This is a genomic window from Kocuria dechangensis (assembly GCF_014636775.1).
In the GTDB taxonomy this organism is placed as follows: domain Bacteria; phylum Actinomycetota; class Actinomycetes; order Actinomycetales; family Micrococcaceae; genus Kocuria; species Kocuria dechangensis.
Genome location: NZ_BMEQ01000006.1, coordinates 1 through 20391 on the forward strand (window position 1 = coordinate 1; position 20391 = coordinate 20391).

The window sequence follows — 20391 nt, forward strand, 5'->3', positions numbered from 1 at the left end:
GGCTCTCCGCCTCGCGCACCTCCCCGACCACCAGCCGGTCCGGGCGCATCCGCAGGGCCTCCTTGACGAGCCGGCGCAGGGGGATCTCCCCGGTCCCCTCCAGGTTGGGCTGGCGGCACTGCATGCCCACCACGTCGCGCAGCGGCACCTGCAGCTCGAAGATCTCCTCCACCGTCACGACCCGCTCGCGCGCCCCGATGGACGCGCACAGGCAGTTGAGCAGCGTGGTATTGCCCGCCCAGGTGGTCGCGGACGGGACGTCACGTAAGCAACAGGGAGCCGCTTGTCGGCTGTCCAACCTACGGTGAAGACATGACGTTCTCCGGGTATGACAGGGCCGAACCGTACTGGCTAATCAAGATGCGGCAGGCCGCTAAACAGCGCCCCAGAACTCGCTTTGTGAAGATTCGCTGGATCGAACTGCAGCACCTACTCCGCGAACGAGATGCCCTGTGGCAAGCAGCTAGTCCGGCAACTCGCGACAGGCTTGTGGCTCTGCGGGAGAAAGATGACTACGGCTACCTAGCGCCGTACGAGCTGAAGGCTTGGCAGGAGTGGCGCGACGGAGAGGAACCCGCCGAGACGGTGTCTTGAAAACTGGCGGGCCGGCCGAAGCAAGTGGCATGGACATTGCGCGTTCAGCACTGGGCACGCGCCCTCTCCCATGGCGGGGTCTGCACTCCAGCCTTGGACGTAAGATGCCAGCACCGGCACGAGCTGCAGAAGTACGCGCCTTTAGGCCCAATAAGGCCGCGTTTCGCATAACTGCGGGCCATTACTCGCATGGCGCTCACAGCCGTTCGACGGCTGGCGTAACGAATCTTCGAGCATTCCGACATGTCGATTTTCCTCGACTTGTCGCACTCGGCGGGCTCATATCCTGCCCGGTGCGCGGTTCACGCCTCATAGCGATCGGCCACGAAGGAACCTGAAGGCTCCGCTTGCGGACCACCATAGCCGAACAAAGCCGCTCATGCCGCCGACCACGGATCACTACGGGACCCCATCCAGCAGGCGGTGTTTTGAGGACTAGCCGAGTTGCCCGCCTGGGTGGCCCCGGAGGGAGCTCGCTTTGCACCCCGGAGCGTGCTCCATGAGTATCCCAAGGTCACCTGCCCGAGAGCGGCGAGTCCCCGCTCAATCCCTGCCAACCGGAACGCCACAGCCGTCTTCATGGCTTGAAGACTGATCCGCAGAGTTCGCTGATCTCAGAGGCCCGTCAGCACCTCCAGCGCCGATCCCAGCCCATCCTCGTCCCGGACAGCCCGCCCCACGCCCGCCGCCCGTTCCCGGCAGGCCATGGCCTCGCCCATGGCGGGGACCAGCGTGGCCTGCGTGAGCTTCCGGTACGGGACCGGTGCCGGGGCGAGGCCGAGCCGGTGGAGCTGGCGGCCCCAGAACGGCTGGTCGGCGATGAACGGCACCACCACGGAGGGCACTCCCGCCCGCGCCACGGTGTGGACCGTGCCGGCGCCGCCGTGGTGGACGGCCAGGGCGGCGCCGGGCAGGACCGCGTCGAGCGGCGCGGTCGGCAGCGCGAGCACGTCGTCGTCGCGGAGGTTCTCCGGCAGGGCGAGGCCGCCCCAGCCCGTGAGCAGCAGCGTCCGCAGCCCGTGGGCGCGGGCGCTCTCGACGACCGTCCGCCCCCGGGCATGCGGATTCCCCGCCGCCATGGAGCCGAAGCTCGCCACCAGGTACGGCCCGCCGCGGACGAACTCGGCCACGGCCGGGTCCGGCTCCTGGGCCGCCGAGTCCTCGTGCCACGCCCCGGTGAGGTGCACCGACTCCGGCCAGTCCGCGGGCCTCGGGAGCAGGTGCGGGCTGATGGCCTCCAGCGTGGCCCGGGGCGGTGAGGCCGGGGACGGGGCACGGCCGCCGGGCAGCTGGGCGCAGGCGCGCTCCATGTCCCGCCGGAACATCCGCTCGGCGGCCCGGGCCACCGAGTAGGTCGCCCGGTTGAGGCGCCCTAGGTCCCGGTTGACCACCCCGGGGGCGGGGAACTCCCGGGTGGGCGTGACCACGGGTACGAACTCCGCCAGCACGTGCGGGGCGCCGAGGGCGTCCGCCACGGCCGGGGCGGTGAGGACCTTGGGGTGGTGGACGACGACGTCGGGCCGGAACGCCAGCGTCTCCCGCACGGCGGCGGCCAGCATGCGCCGCATGCCGGGGCCCACCTCCGTGCGGAAGTGGCGCACCGCCGTCCACTGGGAGATCCCGTGCGTCTGGATCAGCCGGTGGAAGTCGACGTCGAGGGTCACTGCGTCCAGCCCTGCGACGTCCACGCCGGAGTTCTCCGGCAGGCCCAGCCGGACCTCGTGGCCGTGGGCGGACGCGCGACGTGCCAGCGCCGCGAACGGCTCCACGTCCCCGCGGGAGCCGGAGGTCAGCAGCATCATCCTCATGGACACAGTGTGCTCCTGCGGGGCTTCCTGGGCAGTGGTCTCGCTGATCCGTGTGTGTACCACGGGCCCCGGTCCGCGCGCCGCATGAGGATTCCAAGGGTCCTGTTGCGGCTCAAGGACATCCGGCGTGCACGGCTCGCGCCTCCCCGTTCACCGCGCTGGTGGCGATTAGCGTTCGTGCTGGGCAGTGCACCGGACCGTGCGTCTGGATCGGTGGATGCTCACCAGACCGACCACCACACAGATCGGAGCCCCCGTGAGCCGTCCGGACCGCCGCCAGGAGGAGACACCGGAGCGCAGGGAGTCCGGACTGCACTCGATGGCCATGCACTTCGGGGGCCGGATCGTGGAGGGCCGGGAGTTCAGGGAGGCCGCCCTGGAGCGGATGCAGACCAACCTTCCGGGCTTCCCACCGGAGCGCTACGCGGCCGAGCTCGACGCCGCCCTGGCCCGGATCGACGAGGCCCAGGTGGGCGTCATGGTCCGCCGGGAGCAGCTGATCGCCCAGGCCCGCGAGCTGGATGTGCTCAACGCGGTGTTCACCATCCGCTACTTCAACCGCCGCTACTCCGGGCACGTCGGGGAGTACGGCCTGGGCCGGATCAACCTCGTCGACGCGCTGGGCGATCTGTGCTCGCGCGAGCAGATCACCGAGGCGGTGCAGCGCTGCGACGCCCTGATCGAGGAGGGGATCCGCATGGGCATCGGCTCCTGGGACCACGAACCGAACATGGCTCGCCTGCGTGCTGTCCACCCCGGCTTCAACGACCGCGCCCTGATCGACGCCCTGGACTGGGGCCACCTCATCCACCGCTGAGGCACAGCACGCTCCCCACCGGAGATCCAGCACCCCTGCGGAGGGGACGCACGGGGTGACGGGCGTCGGCACGGCCTCCGACGTCACCGCCGGGCTCAGGGGCCCGACGGCGCCGGCCGAGACGTTCGCCGGGCGGAGCCGCGGGAGACCGACCGGACGGCGTCCGGCTCAGCCCAGCAGGATCACGTCCAGCCGCCGGGGCCCGTGCACTCCCTCCACGCGTTCGAGCTCGATGTCCGAGGTCGCCGAGGGCCCGGAGATCATCGTGACCGGGGCGGTGGGGGTGACGCGGGCCAGCGCCTCGGGGATCAGCTCGACCACCGTGGCGGCCGGCACCACGCAGATGTGGTGGTCGGGCACCAGGCTGATCGCCCTCCGGCCCTCGTCGGGGCGGCCGGTGAGGAAGATCGTGCCGGTCTCGGCGCAGGAGACGGTCGAGGAGGTCACCACGGCGTCCACGGCGTTGAGCTCGCGCACGCCCAATGCTGACGCCGCGCGGGCGTCGTTGGGGTCCGTGAGTGCTCGCCGTGCGGCGGTGTCCTCCGGCAGCCACGACCGGTCCAGCCCGGCGGGCACCACGTAGCGGGACGAGGCGCCCAGCAGCTCGGCGATCCGGCCCGGCAGGGACTCCGGGGTCTCGTGGTGGACGGTGGCCTTGTAGTCGACCAGTCGGTCCTCGAGCATCTCGAGGACCTCCGCCGCCGCCCGGTCCGAGGCGACCCGATAGGTCCGCTCCGCCGCGGGAGCCGAGGGTGTGTCGTGCAGGGCACCGCGGATGCGGGCCAGGATCTCGGTCTTGGCGTCGGTCATCGCTCTCCCTCGTCGTGCTGGGTGTCGGTCTCGGGGCCGGCCGCATCAGAACCGGAAACCGGCCCACCGTCCTGAGCCACCCGCTGCTCCGTCTCCTCGCTGTGCTTGGCCCACCAGTTGCGGAAGGACTCCTTGGGCGGGGCAGGGATGTCCCGCTCGTCGGTCCAGCCGCCGGCCATGCCGGGCAACCAGGAGATCGCGTGGTCCTTGCCGGCGACGGCCCGGCCCAGCGGCAGCCCCTTCTCCGCGAGCGCCATGCGCCTGCCGGAGGACATCACGAAGGAGGCGCTCTTCATCATGAGGTCCATCTGGGACGGGGCCTGCGGCAGGCGCCGGGTCCGGGCCGGCGCAGCGGCCGCACCTTCGTCGGACCGCTCGCCGTGGCGGGTGCGGACGTCCTCGTCGCGCAGGTGCACGAGGATCTCCGGGATGTTGATCTTCACCGGGCACACGTCGTAGCACGCCCCGCACAGCGACGACGCGTAGGGCAGCGACGCGTTCTGCTCCGACTCGATGCCGGTCAGCTGCGGGGAGAGGATCGCCCCGATCGGGCCCGGGTACGTGGAGCCGTAGGCGTGGCCGCCGGCCTGCTCGTAGACCGGGCAGACGTTCAGGCACGCCGAGCAGCGGATGCAGTGCAGCGCCGAGCGCCCGGCCGGGTCGTCGAGCACCGCGGTGCGGCCGTTGTCCAGCAGCACCACGTGCACGTCCTGCGGCCCGTCCCCGGGAGTGACCCCGGTCCACATCGAGGTGTAGGGGTTCATCCGCTCCCCGGTCGACGACCGCGGGAGCAGCTGCAGGAACACCTCCAGATCCTGGAAGGTGGGCACGATCTTCTCGATGCCCATCACGGTGATCAGCGTCTGGGGCAGGGTCAGGCACATCCGGCCGTTGCCCTCCGACTCCACCACGGTCAGCGTCCCGGTCTCGGCGACCCCGAAGTTCGCCCCCGACACCGCCACCGAGGTGGAGAGGAACTTCTCCCGCAGGTGGGTCCGCGCCGCCTCGGCGAGGTCCCGCGGCTCGGAGGTGAGCGTCTCGTCGGTCTCGGCCATCTCGGCCAGGAAGATGTCCCGGATCTCGTGCCGGTTCTTGTGGATGGCCGGGACCAGGATGTGCGAGGGCTTGTCGTGGCCCAGCTGGACGATCAGCTCCGCCAGGTCGGTCTCCGTGGCGGTGATCCCGTGCTCCTCGAGGTGGGCCTCGAGGCCGATCTCCTGGGTGGCCATGGACTTGATCTTGATGACGTCGGTCGACCCGGTGGCCTGCACCAGCTCGGTGACGATCCGGTTGGCCTCGGCCGCGTCGCGCGCCCAGTGAACGGTGCCGCCGCGGGCGGTGAAGTTGGCCTCGAACTGCTCGAGCAGCTCCGGCAGCCGCGCCATCACCTGCTCCTTGACGGCGGAGCCGGCCGAGCGCAGCTCCTCCCAGTCGGGCAGCTCCCCCGCCACCCGGGCGCGCTTGCCGCGGATGGTGTGGGTGGCGTGACGGATGTTGGCGCGCATCTGCGTGTTGCCCATCTCCGCCTTCGCGGCGGCCGGGAACGCGGTGGAGGCGTGCAGGTTGCCCTGGCCGTGGACGGGGCGGACGGCGGGCATGCCGAGTGCGGTGCGGCTCACCGGGCACCTCCTTCGGGAACGGACGGGGCGGGGGTCGACGACGCCGCGCGGCGCGCCTTCGGGGTCTGGATGGACAGCTCCACCGGCCCGGAGACCTCCAGCGGGTTCTGACGGGTGGAGGCGAGGATCTCGGCGAAGTGCACGGTGGCCACACCGGTCTCCCTGCGGGACATGGCCCCGCCCAGGTGCATCAGGCAGGAGGCATCCCCGCCGGTGCACAGCTCGGCGCCGGTGGAGACGATGTTGCCGATCTTCTCCTCGGCCATCGCCGCGGAGACGTCCGGGTTCTTGAAGGAGAAGGTCCCCCCGAAGCCGCAGCACTCCTCGGCGTCGGGCAGCTCCACGAAGTCGATGTCCGCGACGGAGGCGACCAGGTCCTTCTGGCGGTCGCCCAGGCGCAGCAGGCGCATGCCGTGGCAGGAGGGGTGGTAGGTCACCCGGTGCGGGAACCAGGAGCCCAGCTGGGCGGCGGCGTCGGTCACGCCGAGCACGTCGGTCAGCAGCTGGGACAGCTCGTAGGTGTTGCCCGCCACCGCCTCCGCGGCCCGCGCCAGGTCCTCGTCGCCGGCGGACCGGGCGATCATCGGCTGCTGGTGGCCCAGCGACGCCACGCAGGAGCCCGAGGGTGCCACGGCGACGTCGTAGTCGGCGGCGGTGAAGGCCTTGACGTGGTTGCGGACCACGGGCACGGCGTCGGCGAAGTAGCCGCTGTTGACGTGCATCTGGGAGCAGCAGCCCTGGCCGGGCGGGAACACGACCTCGTGGCCCAGGCGCTCCAGCACCCGCACCGTGGCCAGCGCGACCCGCGGGTACATCGCGTCCACGATGCACGTGGCGAACAGTGCGATTCTCATGCGACCTCCGGGATCGGGAGAAGAAGAAGGGGACGACGACGCCGCGCCGCCTGTGGTCTGACCATGCTAGACCGGTGAATCCCGTCACACAATCAGCGGGCGCAACGAGCCCGCCGCATGGGCGGAGCGGTTGGCGGTGTGACCTGGCTCATGTACTCTTCGTGGTCAGACCATTGTGGTCCGACCATAGCCGTGACGTGTTCCCGGCCGGTCCCGCACTGTTCCGTCCGCCAGTCCCCGTCCCTGGGAGTCCGAGTGACCACCTTCACCGCGATGACCGACGCCGTCGGCGGGAGCGTCGCGCTCTCCGCCCTCGTCGGCACCATCCCGCTGCTCACGTTCTTCGTCATGCTGCTGGGCGTCAAGGCCCGCGCCCACGTCTCCGGCGGCACCGCGCTGCTGGCGGCGATCGTCGTCGCCGTCCTGGCGTTCGGCATGCCGCTCTCCCTGACCCTGCTCTCCGCCACCCAGGGCGCGGTCTACGGCCTGTTCCCGATCGTGTGGATCGTGGTCATGGCGCTGTGGTTCTACCAGGTGACCGTCCTCAGCGGCCGCTTCGAGGACCTGCGGACCATCTTCGACACCATCGGCGGCGGGGACCTGCGCATCCAGGCGGTGCTCATCGCCTTCTGCTTCGGCGGCCTGCTCGAGGCCCTCGCCGGCTTCGGCGCGCCCGTGGCGATCACCGCCACCATGATCCTGGCGCTCGGGCTCAAGCCACTGAAGACCGCCACCGTGGTGCTCATCGCCAACACCGCGCCCGTGGCGTTCGGCGCGATCGCCATCCCGATCACCACCGCCGGCGTGCTGACCGGCCTGGACCCCGCCCGGATCGGTGCGGTCGTCGGCCACCAGGCGCCGTTCTTCGCGGTCATGGTGCCGTTCATCCTGCTGTTCATCATCGACGGGGTGCGCGGGCTCAAGGAGGCCTGGCTGGCCGCTCTCGTCATCGGCCTCTCCTTCGCGGTGGCCCAGTGGTGGACCGCCACGTACTTCTCCTACGAGCTCACCGACGTCGTAGCCTCCCTCGTGGGCCTGGGCGCCGCGGTCATCCTCCTGCGCTTCTGGCGACCCAAGGGCGCCGACGCCGTCCGCACCCGCCTCGGCGTGGAGAAGCCCCCCGCCCCCGAGGGCCTGACCCCGGGACGCGTGTGGATGGCCGTGCTGCCCTACGTCCTGGTGGTGGCGGTCTTCGGCATCGCGAAGCTGTGGACCCTCGGCGCGGACGTGCCGGCCGCGCTGGCCACCACCGATGTGTCGATCCCCTGGCCGGGCCTGCACGGACACCTGGTCAACGCCGCCGGCGAGCCGGTCAGCACCACCATCTACAAGCTCCAGTGGCTGTCGAGCCCCGGCACCCTGCTGCTGCTCACGGGCCTGCTCGTGGCCGTGATCTACTCCGTGTTCCACGGCAACGGCCGCTTCCGGCTCTCGGTGGGCAACGCCGTGGCCGAGATCGGGCGCTCGTTCTGGAAGATGCGCTTCTCCGCGCTGACCATCATGAGCGTGCTCTCCCTGGCCTACGTCATGAACACCTCCGGCCAGACCATCTCGATCGGCACCTGGGTGGCCGGCCTCGGGGCAGCGTTCGCGTTCCTCTCCCCCGTGCTCGGCTGGCTCGGCACCGCAGTGACCGGCTCCGACACCTCGGCCAACGCGCTGTTCTCCAACCTGCAGAAGACCGCCGCCGAGGGCACCGGGCTCGACCCGCACCTCATGACCGCCGCGAACACCTCCGGCGGCGTGGTGGGCAAGATGATCTCCCCGCAGTCCCTGGCCATCGCCGCGACGGCGGTGGGCATGGAGGGCAAGGAGTCCGCCATCTTCCGCTCCGTGATCTGGTGGTCGCTCGGCCTGCTCCTGCTGCTGTGCACCCTGGTGTTCCTGCAGTCCAACGTGCTGGCCTGGATGCTGCCGACCTCCTGACCGCACGCCCGGGGCCCCGTCCGACCACCCGGTCCGGCGGGGCCCCGCGCATCCCTAGAATGGTCCGGATCCCCTTTACCCCTCAGGAGCAGCCCGTGCCCCCGGCCCCACGCACGTACACCGTCGTCCTCGACTGGCTCGAGCAGCGCCTGCGCTCGGGCGAGATCTCCGTGGGGGACAAGCTGCCCGGCGAGCGCCAGCTGGCCGAGGAGTTCGGGATCTCCCGGGCCTCGGTCCGGGAGGCGATCCGGATCCTCGACGCCATGGGCCTGGTCCGCTCCTCCACCGGGTCCGGGCCGAGCGCCGGGGCGATCGTCATCTCGGAGCCCTCCGCGGCCCTGGCCTGGGCCCTGCGGATGCACGTGGCCACCCGGTCGCTGCCGGTGCGGGACCTGGTGCAGACCCGCCTGCTGCTGGAGACCCAGTCCGCCGTCGAGGCGGCCGCCGCGCCGGACTCCCCCGAGCGGGCGGCGGTCCTGGCGCACGCGGCGGAGCTCGTGGCGGCCATGGACGACCCGGAGCTGCCCGACGAGCGCTTCCACGCCCACGACGCCCAGTTCCACGTGCTGCTCACCTCGCTCGCCGGCAACGTGGTGGTCGAGACGATCATGTCCTCGCTGCGCCAGGCGACCATCGGCTACGTGCAGGAGACGGTCGCCCGCCTGGAGAACTGGCCGCAGGTGCGCCGCACCCTCCAGGAGCAGCACCAGGGGATCCTGCAGGCCTTCCAGGAGCGGCGGGGCCAGGACGCCGCGGCCGCGCTGCACGAGCACATCACCTGGTTCTTCGGCTTCAGCGCCGAGCGGTAGGCGGGCGCGCCCCGCGCGGCTGCTCCGCAGCTCGGCAACTCCGCGGCTCCGAGGCTCGACGGCCGCGCGGCTCGACGGCTGCGCGGCCCTGCCGCCTGCCGGACACACGACGACGGCCCCACCGGAATCCGGTGGGGCCGTCGCTGTTCGACCATGAGGTGCACGGTAGGGGGCCGCCGGCCGTGGGGGGTGCAAGGTGATCCAAGCCTTGCTCGGCCGCATCCCGGTCCAGGGGGGACAGTCCCGGGGTAGCCCCCTACCGTGAGCAGCCGGTGGACCATCCGGTCCGGCGCGGGCCCCTTCGGGGGGATGGGCCTCGTGCCGTACGGATGTCTCTCAACCCGCCCACCGGCTTTCCTTCTTCTCTGCTCGCACTACTCATCCTGCCCGGCCCGGACACCAAGATAAATGCACTTTCGTCTATTTTCTAATGGAAATACGTCCTGACCTGGGCCGCCGGAGCCGCTCAGTCGCGCAGCTGCGGCTCCACGAGCCCGCTCTGGTACGCCTTGATGAGGGCCTGGACGCGGTCCCGGACGCCGAACTTCTCACAGACGCGGCCGAGGTAGGCCTTCACACTGCCCTCGGACACGTGCATCTGCTCCGCGATCTCCCGGTTGCTCAGCCCCTGCGCCAGGAGGGTGACGGTCTCCATCTCGCGCTCGGTGAGCAGCGAGCGCAGCCCGTCGTCCGCCGGCCGGTGCTGCTGGTCCGGCACGGAGATGACGTTGTCGGCGAGCGCTCGCGCGATCGTCGGAGAGAGCGCGATCTCGTTGTCGAGCACCTGGTGGACCGCCGTGATGATCTCGTCCGGACGCGCGTCCTTGACGAGGTAGCCGGCTGCCCCGGCGCGCAGGGCCGGCACCACGAACTCCAGGGTGGAGAACGTGGTGAGGGCCAGCACCTTCGATCGGGGGCTGCGGGAGGTGATCTCCCGGGTCGCCTCGATCCCGTCCATCACGGGCATCTTCATGTCCATCAGCACCACGTCGGGGTCGGACGCCAGGCACCGGTCCACGGCCTCTCTGCCGTTGGCCGCGGTGCCGATCACCTCGAACCCGGGCTCGGCCGAGAAGAAGGACTTCAGGGCCTCCAGCATGAGGGGCTGGTCGTCGACGACCAGGAGTCTGCAATCTGTCACGCCCGACAGTCTATTTTTCCGGCAGGGCGACGCGCGACCGCCACGACGGTCGCGTCATCTTCGACAAAAGTCGCGTCAGCTCTGGACAAAGGTCAATGGTTCAGGTTCATTCGCATTGGCAAAATTGAGGTCAGCAGGACAGCGCACCCCCCTCTCCCGGCCGGGACACCTCTCTCCCCCCAGGTCCCCGCCGGAAGTCCCCCCGATCCGCTGCTGTCCGCTGACTTCACAGGAGCCCCCCATGAACAAGAAGAAGCTGACCACTGCCCTCGCCTCCGCCGCGCTCGCCGCGTCCTTCATCGTGGCCCCCGTCGCCCCCGCGAACGCCGGCCCGGTCATGACCCCCAAGGCCCCCGGCTACGTCATCTGCAAGTGGTGGCCCGTCTTCTGCTGATCATCTGCGGTAGACCTTTGATGTGACCGACACCATCGCATCCCCCGCCTCTTCGACACGAGCACCACGCACAGCCCGGAAGATCTCGTTCTTCCACGCCGAGCCCGTCGCCCGGTGGCTGTCCGTGGTGCTCGTGGTCTATGCCCTGATCCTCCTGCTGGAACAGCTCCGGTACGTCGTCACGCACTTCACAGGAGACATCACCCTCGACCTGATGCGCGCACTGGACGCCGTCCTGTCCTACGCCGTGATCGGCATGATCGGCTGGCGCGCCACCTGGGCCTCGCTGGCCTCGGTCACGTGTCTCGTCACCTCCGCACTGTCGAGCTACTACGGCACCGTGATCATCACCGTGTGCGTGGTGACGATCGCCGTCGTGGCGACCGCGACCCAGCGCTTCATCGCGACCCATCTGCTGGCCTACCTCGTCTGGGCTCTCGTGGCCACCAATCTCGAGGGACCGTTCAACGACTCGCTGTTCTGGTCCATCCTCAACGCCCTCATCATCTCGGCTCTCCTGGGCGGGGCGACCCGCTACTTCCGGCTCCAGCGCCGGAAGAACGAGCAGCGCGTCCGCGACCTCGAGATCCTCAACGAGCGCCTGCGGGAGGACGAGCGCCAGGCGCTCGCCCGCGACCTGCACGACGTCGTGGCGCACGAGCTGACGCTCATCACCATGCAGACCATGAGCAGGCGCCGCTCCGAGGACGTGGGCGAGCTGCACCAGGTCCTCGAGACCGTCGAGGACGCGGCCCGCTCGGCGCTGCACGAGCTGCGCGTGCTCCTGCGGCTGCTGCGCAACGAGAACGACGGCGAGCACCCCCGCGACGTCACCGGCGCGGGCCTGGCGATCGGCAGCCTGGCCCACGTGGTGACCTCCCTGGCGGCGAGTCTCAAGGACCTGCGCTTCGACCCCCAGGTCACGATGACGGGCGATCTCGAGGGGACGCCGACCACCACCCGCGGCACGGCGGCGCGCATCCTGCAGGAGGCCGTCACGAACATCATCAAGTACGCCCCGCGCGACTCCGTCTGCGGGATCACCGTGACGGCGGACGAGCACGAGCTGCGCCTCCTGGTGACCAACCCGCTCCCCCGGACCGGACAGCAGCCGTCGTCGGAGCTGTCCTCGGGCCTGGGCCTGCGCGGCATCGCCGAGCGCGTGTCCCTGCTGGGCGGTGAGGTGGAGAGCGGCCCGGTGGGAGGCCAGTGGGTGCTGGACGCACGGCTGCCCGTGGACGGCCGGGACGCCCTGTGAGGCCCAAGCCCCCGGCCGGGTCCGCCCCGGGGGCGGGGGCCGGCTCCACCACGCGGTCCGGAGCCGTCCCGCTGGCCGCGCTCCCGCCGCTCGCTGAGCGGGTCGCCGCCGTCGTGGCGGCCATCCCGGCGGGCCGGGCGCTGACCTACGGGGACGTCGCCGAGCTGGCCGAGTGCCGCTCCGCGCGGGCCGTCGGCACGGTCATGGCCCGCAACCCCTCCGGCGCGGAGCTCCCGTGGTGGCGGGTGGTCACCGCGCAGGGCACGCTGGCCGACCACCTCCAGCTCGAGGCCCGGCGGCACTACCTGGACGAGGGCACGCCCCTGCGCGAGGACGACCGACACCTGGTGCGCGTGGACCTGCGGCGCGCCAGGTGGTCACCGGGCGCGCCGCAGGGAGAGGGCGCGGAGGCCGCGCAGCGGGGCTGAGGCGGCTCAGTACTCGACCGGGCCGGCCACCTCCAGGAAGTTACCTGCGGGGTCGAAGCGGCGCCCGGTGAGCCGCTCGAACGCCTCGACGTAGCGGGCACGGGTCTTCTCGACCACCTCGTCGGGTAGCTCGGGCACCGGGCCCTTTCCGGTCCAGCCGGACTCGTCGGAGCGCAGCCAGTCCCGCACGTACTGCTTGTCGAAGGAGGGCTGGGCCTTGCCAGGCTCGTAGGTCTCGGCGTCCCAGAACCGGGAGGAGTCGGGGGTGAGCACCTCGTCGCCGAGCGTGATGGCGCCGCGGTAGGAGTCCAGGCCGAACTCGACCTTGGTGTCCGCCACGATGATCCCGCGCTCGCGCGCGATCGCCTCGGCGGTGGCGTAGATCCCCAGGGTCAGCTCGCGCAGCCGGTCCGCCACGGCGCGGCCCACGACGTCGGCCATCTCCTGGAAGGTGATCGGGAGGTCGTGCTCGCCCACCTCCGCCTTGCCGGTCGGGGTGAAGATCGGCTCGGCCAGCCGGGAGCCGTCCACGAGCCCGGGGGGCAGCGCGATCCCGCAGACCTCGCCCGAGGCGCGGTAGTCCTTGAGCCCGGAGCCCGTGAGGTAGCCGCGGGCGATGCACTCGACCGGGAACATGGAGAGGTTCTTGCAGATGATCGCGCGGCCGCGGACGGACTCGTGGACGTCCGTGCTCAGCACGTGGTTGGGCACCTCGGAGAGCTGCTCGAACCACCACAGGGACAGCTGCGTGAGGATCTTGCCCTTGTCCGGGATCTCGGAGGGCAGGATCTCGTCGAAGGCGCTGATCCGGTCGGTGGCGACCACCAGCACGGAGCCGGCGCGGTACTCGGCGTCGTCGTGGATCGCCACGCCGGTGGCGCGCAGCCGCGACTCGTCCGGGACGTAGAGCTCACGGACCTTCCCGGAGTAGACGTGGCGCCACCCGGGGATCTCCGGCGGGGTGGTTCCGGTGCTCTGCTCGGTCATGCCTGCTCCTGCCGGGGACGGGGTGCGGAATGGGAGGGGACGGTGATCTGCCCGCGGGCGGCCTTCAGCGCGATGTCGGTGCGGTGCTGGGAGCCCTCGAGCTCGATCAGGTCCGTGCCGCGGTAGGCGCGGTCGCGGGCCTCGTCCAGGTCCGCCCCGAGCGCGACGACGGCGAGCACGCGGCCGCCGGCCGAGACGATCCGGCCGGCGTGCTCGCCCTCGGGGGCGGTGGCCGTGCCGGCGTGGACGACGTGGACGCCCTCGAGGGCCTCGGCGGCCTCGAGACCGCCGATGGGATCGCCCTTCCGGGGGCTGTCGGGGTAGTCCTGGGCGGCGACGACGACGGCCACGGCCGACTCGGGGCGCCAGCGCAGCCGCTCGGCCTCGTCGAGGCGGCCGGTCGCGGCGTCCATCAGGAGCCGGCCCAGCGGCGTGGCGAGCCGGGCCAGCACGGCCTGGGTCTCGGGGTCCCCGAAGCGGGCGTTGAACTCGATCACGCGCAGGCCGCGGCGGGTCACGGCGAGCCCGCAGTACAGCACGCCCACGAAGGGTGTGCCGCGGCGGCGCATCTCGTCGACGGTGGGGCGGGCGACCCGCTCCACGACCTCCTCCACGAAGCCCTCCGGCAGCCACGGCAGCGGGGTGTAGGCCCCCATGCCGCCGGTGTTGGGGCCCTCGTCGCCGTCGAAGATCCGCTTGAAGTCCTGGGCCGGGCTCAGCGGCAGCACGCGCGTGCCGTCGGTGATCACGAACAGGGAGACCTCGGGGCCGTCGAGGAACTCCTCGATCACCACCGTCCCGCCCGCGGCGAAGCAGGCGTTGGCGTGGGCCAGCGCGGCGTCGCGGTCGGAGGTGACGACCACGCCCTTGCCCGCGGCCAGCCCGTCGTCCTTGACGACGTAGGGGGCACCGAAGGTGTCCAAGGCGTCCGCGGCCTCCGCCTCGGTGGTGGCCACGCGCGCCATCGCGGTGGGCACGCCGGCCGCTGCCATCACCTCCTTGGCGAACGCCTTGGAGCCCTCGAGCCGGGCCGCGGCCTGCGACGGGCCGAAGACGGGGAAGCCCGCCTCGCGCAGGGCGTCGGCCACGCCCGCGACGAGCGGGGCCTCCGGGCCGACGACGACGAGGTCGACCTCGAGCTCGCGCGCCAGCTGCGTGGCCGGCGCAGGGTCGTCGGCGTCCACGGCGTGCACCGGGACGACCTGCGCGATGCCGGCGTTGCCGGGAGCGCAGTGGACCTGCTCGACCTCGGGGTCGGCCAGGAGGGCACGGATGATTGCGTGTTCGCGGCCGCCTGGGCCCAGTACCAAAACCTTCACGCCCCCAGGCTAGTTCTCGCCGAGGGTGAACAGCACATCGGGACCGCTCCTGGCGACCAGGAGATCCGTCGCGCGGCCCTCCCCGGACCGGCCCGGCGCGCCGCGCGGGCGCTGACATACTGGGGCGATGCAGACCTTCACCTCGGACCGCGCCGTGGACCTCGCCGTGATCGAGCGCAGCGGCTTCGTCGAGTCCCGCCACCGCGGCTCCGCCGTCGTCCTGGACCCGGACGGGAACGCGGCCGTGACCCTCGGGGACGTCGCGGCGCCGATCTTCCCCCGCTCCACCCTCAAGCCGTTCCAGACGATCGCCTCCATGAAGGCCGGGGTCCCGCTGCGCGGGGCCCAGGTGGCCATCGCCTCCGCCTCCCACATCGGCTCCGCCGAGCAGCTCGACGCCGTGCGCTCGATCCTCTCCGCCGCCGGCGTGGACGAGGACGACCTGCAGTGCCCGCCGGACTGGCCCGAGGACGAGGAGGTCCGCACGGAGCTCGTCCGCGCCGGCCGGGGCCGGGCCCGGATCTGCATGAACTGCTCCGGCAAGCACGCCGCGTTCCTGTGGGCCTGCACCGAGAACGGCTGGTCGACCGACGACTACCTGGATCCGGAGCACCCCCTGCAGCGCACGGTCCTCGAGACGGTCGCGGAGTTCGCCGGGGAGCCCGTGGCGCACGTGGGCGTCGACGGCTGCGGGGCCCCGCTGGCTGCGATCTCCCTCACCGGCCTCGCCCGCGCCTACTCGACCCTCGGCCGGGCCGCCGGCAACCTGCAGGCCGACGCCCGCGCCGCCACGGTGGCCCAGTGCATGCTCGACTACCCCGAGTTCGTGCACGGCCGCGGGAAGTACAACACCGTGGTCATGGAGGAACTCGACGTCGTGGCGAAGCTCGGCGCCGAGGGCGTGCTCGCGCTCGGCACCCGCGACGGCTGGTCGGTGGCGCTGAAGGTCCTCGACGGCGGCTCCCGCGCCAACGCGCTCGTCGGGCTGGCCCTGCTCGCCCACGCCGGGGCCGTGCCCGCCCCCGCGGCCGCCGCGGTGATCGAGCAGGTCGTGCGCCCGATCATGGGCGGCTCCCGGCCGGTGGGCCGGATCCGCCTGGCCGACCCGCTCCTGGAGCTGCTGGGCCCGGACCTGGCCCGGGCGCTCGGGCAGGACTAGGCCGTGGCCCGCCGCCGGATCGACCCCGCGGACGGCGCCCTGGCCCTGGCCGCGTGGCGCGCGGACCCGGACGGGGCACCGCGCCCCACCGTGGCCACGGCCGTCCGCTACGCTCTCGAGGAGCTCGCCGAGCGGCTCCCGGGCAACAGCGTGGAGGTGCGCGTCCCGCCGTTCGGCGTCACCCAGTGCGTGGCCGGGCCCCGGCACACCCGCGGCACCCCGCCCAACGTCGTCGAGACCGGCGCCCGCACCTGGCTGGCCCTCGTGACGGGTGCGCTGTCCTGGGACGAGGCCGTCGCCGCGGGCGCGGTTGTGGCCTCGGGCACAAGGACCGATCTGGCGGACGCCCTGCCGCTGTTCTCCCGGTAGCCTGGAGTCCATGAGCTCCGCACCCTCCTCCCCCTCCCCGCGCCCGTCCGCGCGAGCCTCCTCGCGCCGACGCCGCCGGGACCGGGCGGCCGTGCCCCTCGCCGCGTCCGGGACCCAGCAGATGACCCTGCGCCGGGCGCCCAACATCTGGGCGTTCGTCGTGCTCGGCGGTCTGCTCGGCGTCGTCGCGGGCCTCCTCGTGGGCCTGGCCGGCGACGGCAGCGCGCAGTTCACCCAGGGGGCCGTGGTGATGTTCATGGTCTCGGTCGGGGCGGTGCTCGGCCTCCTCGCCGGCGCGGTCGCGGCCCTGGTGCTGGACCGGATCTCCGTGGCCCGCGCGCGGGCCGTCACCACCGAGGTCGTGGCCGGGGGCGCCGACGCCCCCGCCCCCGCGCGTCCCGACGACGCACGGTCCGACGACCCGCAAGCATGAGAGAAGGCCGATCGACGTGATTCGCCCTGATGGACAACTCAGCCACGACCTGCTGCCCGGCGAGAAGGGCCCCCAGGACGCGTGCGGCGTGTTCGGCGTGTGGGCCCCGGGCGAGGACGTCGCGAAGCTCGCCTACTACGGCCTCTACGCGCTCCAGCACCGCGGCCAGGAGTCGGCCGGGATCGCCGCGAGCGACGGCGAGCGCATCGCGGTGTACAAGGACATGGGCCTCGTCTCGCAGGTCTTCGACGAGACGACCCTCAACACCCTGACCGGGCACCTGGCCGTGGGCCACTGCCGGTACTCCACCACCGGCGGCTCCCACTGGGCCAACGCCCAGCCGACCCTGGGCGCCACCCCGCACGGGACCGTGGCGCTCGCCCACAACGGCAACCTCACCAACTCGGCGGAGCTCTACGACAAGCTCATCGACAAGTCCGGGTTCCCCTCCCGCGGCGAGATGGCGCAGGGCAACACCACGGACACCGCCCTGGTGACGGCGCTGCTGGCCGAGCACCCGCACGGCTCGCTGGAGGAGGCGGCCCTGCACCTGCTCCCCCAGCTCGTGGGCTCCTTCTGCCTCGCGTTCATGGACGAGCAGACGCTCTACGCCGCCCGGGACCCGCAGGGCATCCGCCCGCTGGTGCTCGGCCGCCTGGACCGCGGCTGGGTGGTGGCCTCGGAGACCGCCGCGCTGGACATCGTGGGTGCGTCCCTGGTCCGCGAGATCGAGCCGGGCGAGTTCGTGGCGATCGACGAGAACGGGCTGCGCAGCCAGCGCTTCGCCGAGACCCGCCGCGCGGCCTGCGTGTTCGAGTACGTCTACCTGGCCCGCCCGGACACCACGATCAACGGCCGCTCCGTCTACGAGTCCCGTGTGGAGATGGGCCGCCGGCTCGCCCGCGAGCACCGCGTCGACGCGGACCTGGTGATGCCCACCCCGGAGTCCGGGACCCCCGCCGCCATCGGCTACGCGGAGGAGTCCGGGATCCCCTTCGGCAACGGCCTCGTGAAGAACGCCTACGTGGGCCGGACCTTCATCCAGCCCTCGGACACCATCCGCCAGCTCGGCATCCGGCTCAAGCTCAACCCGCTGAAGTCCGTGGTGGCCGGCAAGCGCCTGGTGGTCATCGACGACTCCATCGTGCGCGGCAACACCCAGCGCGCCCTCATCCGCATGCTGCGGGAGGCCGGGGCCGCGGAGATCCACGTGCGCATCTCCTCCCCGCCCATCAAGTGGCCCTGCTTCTACGGCATCGACTTCGCGTCCCGCGCGGAGCTGATCGCCAACGGGCTCGGCGTCGAGGAGATCCGGGCGTCCCTGGGCGCCGACTCCCTGGGCTACATCTCCGAGGACGGGATGATCGCCGCCACCCAGCAGGAGCGCGCCGAGCTGTGCACGGCGTGCTTCTCGGGGACCTACCCGACCCGTCTGCCGGACGCGGACAAGCTGGGCAAGAACGTGTTCGAGGCCCGCGGCCCCGTGGACGTCTCGCCCCGCCGCGCCGATGACGAGCCCTCGGTGGCGCGCCGGCCCGAACACGCCTCGGCCGTGTCCATCGACACGCACCCCTCGGCCGACGACGGGTTCTCCCGCCACGCGACGGAGCACGCCACCGTGTCCGACGAGGACAGCGGCGTCGCGGCCTCCTGCGTGGGCTGCGACCCCGGACCGGACTCCGACCTGGAGGACTTCCTGCTCCCCGAGGACAAGGTCCCCGCGGACGCCCCCGACCAGCACCAGACCGCGAAGGACGCCTGACCATGGCCCAGAACCCCGCCTCCCCGAACCGTTCCGTCACCTACGCCGGCGCCGGCGTCGACGTCGAGGCGGGCGACCGCGCCGTCGAGCTCATGAAGAGCGCCGTCCAGGCGACGCACAACCAGAACGTGGTCGGGGGCGTCGGCGGGTTCGCCGGGCTGTACGACGTCTCGGAGCTCCTGACCTACCGCAGGCCCTACCTCGCCACCTCCACGGACGGGGTGGGCACGAAGGTCGCGATCGCCCAGACCCTCGACGTGCACGACACCATCGGCTACGACCTCGTGGGCATGGTCGTCGACGACATCGTGGTCGTCGGCGCGAAGCCGCTGTTCATGACCGACTACATCGCCACCGGCAAGGTCGTGCCCGAGCGGATCGCGGACATCGTGCGCGGCATCGCCGGCGGCTGCGAGCAGGCGGGCACCGCCCTGGTCGGCGGCGAGACCGCCGAGCACCCGGGCCTGCTGGCCCCGGACGAGTACGACGTCGCGGGCGCGGCCACCGGTGTGGTCGAGGCCGACGAGCTGCTCGGGCCCGACCGCGTCCGCTCCGGCGACGTCGTCATCGGCATGGCGTCCTCCGGGCTGCACTCCAACGGCTACTCCCTGGTGCGCAAGGTCATCAACGTGGCGGGCTGGTCCCTGGACCGCCAGGTCACGGAGCTCGGCCGGACCCTGGGCGAGGAGCTGCTCGAGCCGACCCGCGTCTACGCCGCCGACGTCCTGGACCTGGCCGCGGCCTTCCCGGTCAACGGGGCCGACGGGACCACCGGTCAGGGCGTGCGCGGCTTCAGCCACGTCACCGGCGGCGGCCTCGCGGCGAACCTCGCCCGCGTCCTGCCCGGCGGGCTGGAGGCGACGGTCGACCGGTCCACCTGGGAGCTGCCCGCGATCTTCCAGCTCATCGGCCAGCTCGGCCACGTCCCCCTGCCGGACCTGGAGCGCACCCTCAACCTCGGGGTGGGCATGATCGCGGTCGTCGACCCGTCCGTCGCCGACGACGCCGTCGCCCACCTCAACGCCCGCGGGCTGAGCTCCTGGATCATGGGCAGCGTCGGCGAGATCGACCCGGCGGCCGACCACAGCGGCCCGGACTGGGTGCAGGGCGCCAAGGGCGTGGACGGCGGCGCGGTGCGCCTCGTCAACGCCTACGCGGGCTGAGCCGGCACATCCCACCGGTTTCCACCGCCGAGGGGCGCCGTCCTGCCGGAGCACGCGAGTCGTTCCGGCAGGACGGCGCCCCTCGGTGCGTGCCGGCGTGTGCCGACATCGGAGGACGCCCCGCCGACAAGGCGGCCGGCACTTGCTGCCGACGGGCCTGCCGGTGAGGCGTGCGAGGGAACGCAAAGAAGGTGCCCGTCCGTGACGGGCACCTCTGTTGCGGAATGCAGTTGAGACGAGCGGAGTTCCCGGTGGTTACCGGCGGAAGTCCTCGTCGTAGTCGTCGGCGTACTTGTCGACGTAGGCCGAGTACTCGTCCTCGTCCTCGTCGATGCGGTCCACGACAGGTTCCTCCACCGGGGAGGGCTGCTCGCTGCCGCGCAGCTCGCGCTGCAGAGCGGTCAGATCGGTCTGCGGGCTGAAGTACTTCATCTCCCGCGCCTGCCGTGTCGCCTTAGCCTTTTGACGGCCGCGCCCCATGGCGTGACCCCCTCTGTCTCTTGGTCCGGGCGGCGGTACACAGGCACAGAGTACGGCCCCGGAAATGTCTTATGAATGGTTCGTGGGTCCAGGGTACATGTTTTGCCGGGTCGTTGCGCCCGCCCCCCGGGCCCGCAGGGCGCACTGTCGGGCACGTCACGGCCGGCGCTCCGGGAAGTGCCCCCGGGGATCCCGCGGTGGTCCCGCGACGCCTCTTCGACAGGCGCGACCGACCCGTCCACGGCAGGAGGGCCGCCGCCG

Annotated in this window: 20 protein-coding genes and 1 pseudogene; 12 read left to right on the forward strand and 9 right to left on the reverse strand. The window is 71.9% G+C overall.

Going from position 1 to position 20391, the window contains the following annotated elements:
- Positions 1-253, reverse strand: a pseudogene (locus IEW07_RS07395) (ATPase, T2SS/T4P/T4SS family); the annotation flags it as partial.
- A 59-nt stretch (positions 254-312) separates the two neighbouring features.
- Between IEW07_RS07395 and IEW07_RS07400 the strand changes: the two are divergent.
- Positions 313-594 carry a hypothetical protein gene (locus tag IEW07_RS07400; protein WP_188535809.1) on the forward strand — a complete coding sequence of 94 codons (282 nt, stop codon included), beginning with the start codon at positions 313-315 and terminating at the stop codon, positions 592-594.
- Positions 595-1208: 614 nt separating this feature from the next.
- On the opposite strand, the gene IEW07_RS07405 is transcribed toward IEW07_RS07400, so the two are convergent.
- Positions 1209-2402: a glycosyltransferase gene (locus IEW07_RS07405; protein WP_229741635.1), complete on the reverse strand. Its 1194-nt coding sequence runs from the start codon at positions 2400-2402 to the stop codon at positions 1209-1211.
- Positions 2403-2658: 256 nt separating this feature from the next.
- Between IEW07_RS07405 and IEW07_RS07410 the strand changes: the two genes are divergently transcribed.
- A complete protein-coding gene (locus IEW07_RS07410; RefSeq protein WP_188535810.1) occupies positions 2659-3219 on the forward strand; it encodes a hypothetical protein in 561 nt (186 codons plus the stop codon).
- A gap of 168 nt (positions 3220-3387) precedes the next feature.
- Here IEW07_RS07410 and IEW07_RS07415 read toward each other — a convergent pair whose 3' ends face one another.
- Genes IEW07_RS07415 through IEW07_RS07425 form a run of 3 tightly spaced genes read right to left on the reverse strand, consistent with a single transcriptional unit; the run spans position 3388 to position 6502 of the window.
- Positions 3388-4029, reverse strand: coding sequence for a LutC/YkgG family protein (locus tag IEW07_RS07415; RefSeq protein WP_188535813.1), 642 nt, complete (start codon positions 4027-4029; stop codon positions 3388-3390).
- The gene (locus IEW07_RS07420) at positions 4026-5648 is read right to left on the reverse strand and encodes a lactate utilization protein B (RefSeq protein ID WP_188535815.1); all 1623 of its coding nucleotides are present in this window, start codon (positions 5646-5648) and stop codon (positions 4026-4028) included. Before IEW07_RS07420 ends, IEW07_RS07415 begins: the two co-directional genes overlap by 4 nt.
- Positions 5645-6502 carry a (Fe-S)-binding protein gene (locus tag IEW07_RS07425; RefSeq protein ID WP_188535817.1) on the reverse strand — a complete coding sequence of 286 codons (858 nt, stop codon included), beginning with the start codon at positions 6500-6502 and terminating at the stop codon, positions 5645-5647. The genes IEW07_RS07420 and IEW07_RS07425 overlap by 4 nt, the downstream gene beginning before the upstream one ends.
- Before the next feature lie 255 nt (positions 6503-6757).
- On the opposite strand from IEW07_RS07425, the gene IEW07_RS07430 reads away from it, so the two are divergent.
- The gene (locus IEW07_RS07430; RefSeq protein WP_188535819.1) at positions 6758-8428 is read left to right on the forward strand and encodes an L-lactate permease; all 1671 of its coding nucleotides are present in this window, start codon (positions 6758-6760) and stop codon (positions 8426-8428) included.
- A gap of 95 nt (positions 8429-8523) precedes the next feature.
- On the forward strand, positions 8524-9237 hold the full coding sequence (locus IEW07_RS07435; protein ID WP_229741636.1) for a FadR/GntR family transcriptional regulator: 714 nt from the start codon (positions 8524-8526) through the stop codon (positions 9235-9237).
- Positions 9238-9703: 466 nt separating this feature from the next.
- Here IEW07_RS07435 and IEW07_RS07440 read toward each other — a convergent pair whose 3' ends face one another.
- Positions 9704-10378, reverse strand: coding sequence for a response regulator transcription factor (locus tag IEW07_RS07440; protein WP_268235529.1), 675 nt, complete (start codon positions 10376-10378; stop codon positions 9704-9706).
- A 241-nt stretch (positions 10379-10619) separates the two neighbouring features.
- On the opposite strand from IEW07_RS07440, the gene IEW07_RS07445 reads away from it, so the two are divergent.
- From IEW07_RS07445 to IEW07_RS07455, 3 genes are read left to right on the forward strand one after another with little or no spacing between them, the layout of a single operon-like run.
- Positions 10620-10772 carry a hypothetical protein gene (locus IEW07_RS07445; protein WP_188535823.1) on the forward strand — a complete coding sequence of 51 codons (153 nt, stop codon included), beginning with the start codon at positions 10620-10622 and terminating at the stop codon, positions 10770-10772.
- Positions 10773-10794: 22 nt separating this feature from the next.
- Positions 10795-12030: a sensor histidine kinase gene (locus IEW07_RS07450; RefSeq protein ID WP_188535825.1), complete on the forward strand. Its 1236-nt coding sequence runs from the start codon at positions 10795-10797 to the stop codon at positions 12028-12030.
- Positions 12027-12458: an MGMT family protein gene (locus IEW07_RS07455; protein WP_229741637.1), complete on the forward strand. Its 432-nt coding sequence runs from the start codon at positions 12027-12029 to the stop codon at positions 12456-12458. Before IEW07_RS07450 ends, IEW07_RS07455 begins: the two co-directional genes overlap by 4 nt.
- 6 nt (positions 12459-12464) lie before the next feature.
- On the opposite strand, the gene IEW07_RS07460 is transcribed toward IEW07_RS07455, so the two are convergent.
- Positions 12465-13445, reverse strand: coding sequence for a phosphoribosylaminoimidazolesuccinocarboxamide synthase (locus IEW07_RS07460; protein WP_188535827.1), 981 nt, complete (start codon positions 13443-13445; stop codon positions 12465-12467).
- Entirely contained in the window at positions 13442-14764 is a 1323-nt protein-coding gene (gene purD / locus IEW07_RS07465) for a phosphoribosylamine--glycine ligase (RefSeq protein ID WP_188535829.1), read from the reverse strand. The genes IEW07_RS07460 and purD overlap by 4 nt, the downstream gene beginning before the upstream one ends.
- A 127-nt stretch (positions 14765-14891) precedes the next feature.
- Between purD and IEW07_RS07470 the strand changes: the two genes are divergently transcribed.
- Genes IEW07_RS07470 through purM form a run of 5 tightly spaced genes read left to right on the forward strand, consistent with a single transcriptional unit; the run spans position 14892 to position 19650 of the window.
- Entirely contained in the window at positions 14892-15923 is a 1032-nt protein-coding gene (locus IEW07_RS07470; RefSeq protein WP_188535831.1) for an asparaginase, read from the forward strand.
- Between the two features lie 3 nt (positions 15924-15926).
- Positions 15927-16292: a sterol carrier family protein gene (locus IEW07_RS07475; RefSeq protein WP_188535833.1), complete on the forward strand. Its 366-nt coding sequence runs from the start codon at positions 15927-15929 to the stop codon at positions 16290-16292.
- A gap of 10 nt (positions 16293-16302) precedes the next feature.
- The gene (locus IEW07_RS07480) at positions 16303-16725 is read left to right on the forward strand and encodes a hypothetical protein (protein ID WP_188535835.1); all 423 of its coding nucleotides are present in this window, start codon (positions 16303-16305) and stop codon (positions 16723-16725) included.
- Between the two features lie 16 nt (positions 16726-16741).
- Positions 16742-18487, forward strand: coding sequence for an amidophosphoribosyltransferase (gene purF / locus IEW07_RS07485; RefSeq protein ID WP_188535837.1), 1746 nt, complete (start codon positions 16742-16744; stop codon positions 18485-18487).
- Between the two features lie 2 nt (positions 18488-18489).
- A complete protein-coding gene (purM, locus tag IEW07_RS07490; RefSeq protein WP_188535839.1) occupies positions 18490-19650 on the forward strand; it encodes a phosphoribosylformylglycinamidine cyclo-ligase in 1161 nt (386 codons plus the stop codon).
- A 255-nt stretch (positions 19651-19905) separates the two neighbouring features.
- Here purM and IEW07_RS07495 read toward each other — a convergent pair whose 3' ends face one another.
- On the reverse strand, positions 19906-20130 hold the full coding sequence (locus IEW07_RS07495; RefSeq protein WP_188535841.1) for a DUF3073 domain-containing protein: 225 nt from the start codon (positions 20128-20130) through the stop codon (positions 19906-19908).
- Positions 20131-20391: the final 261 nt, after the last annotated feature.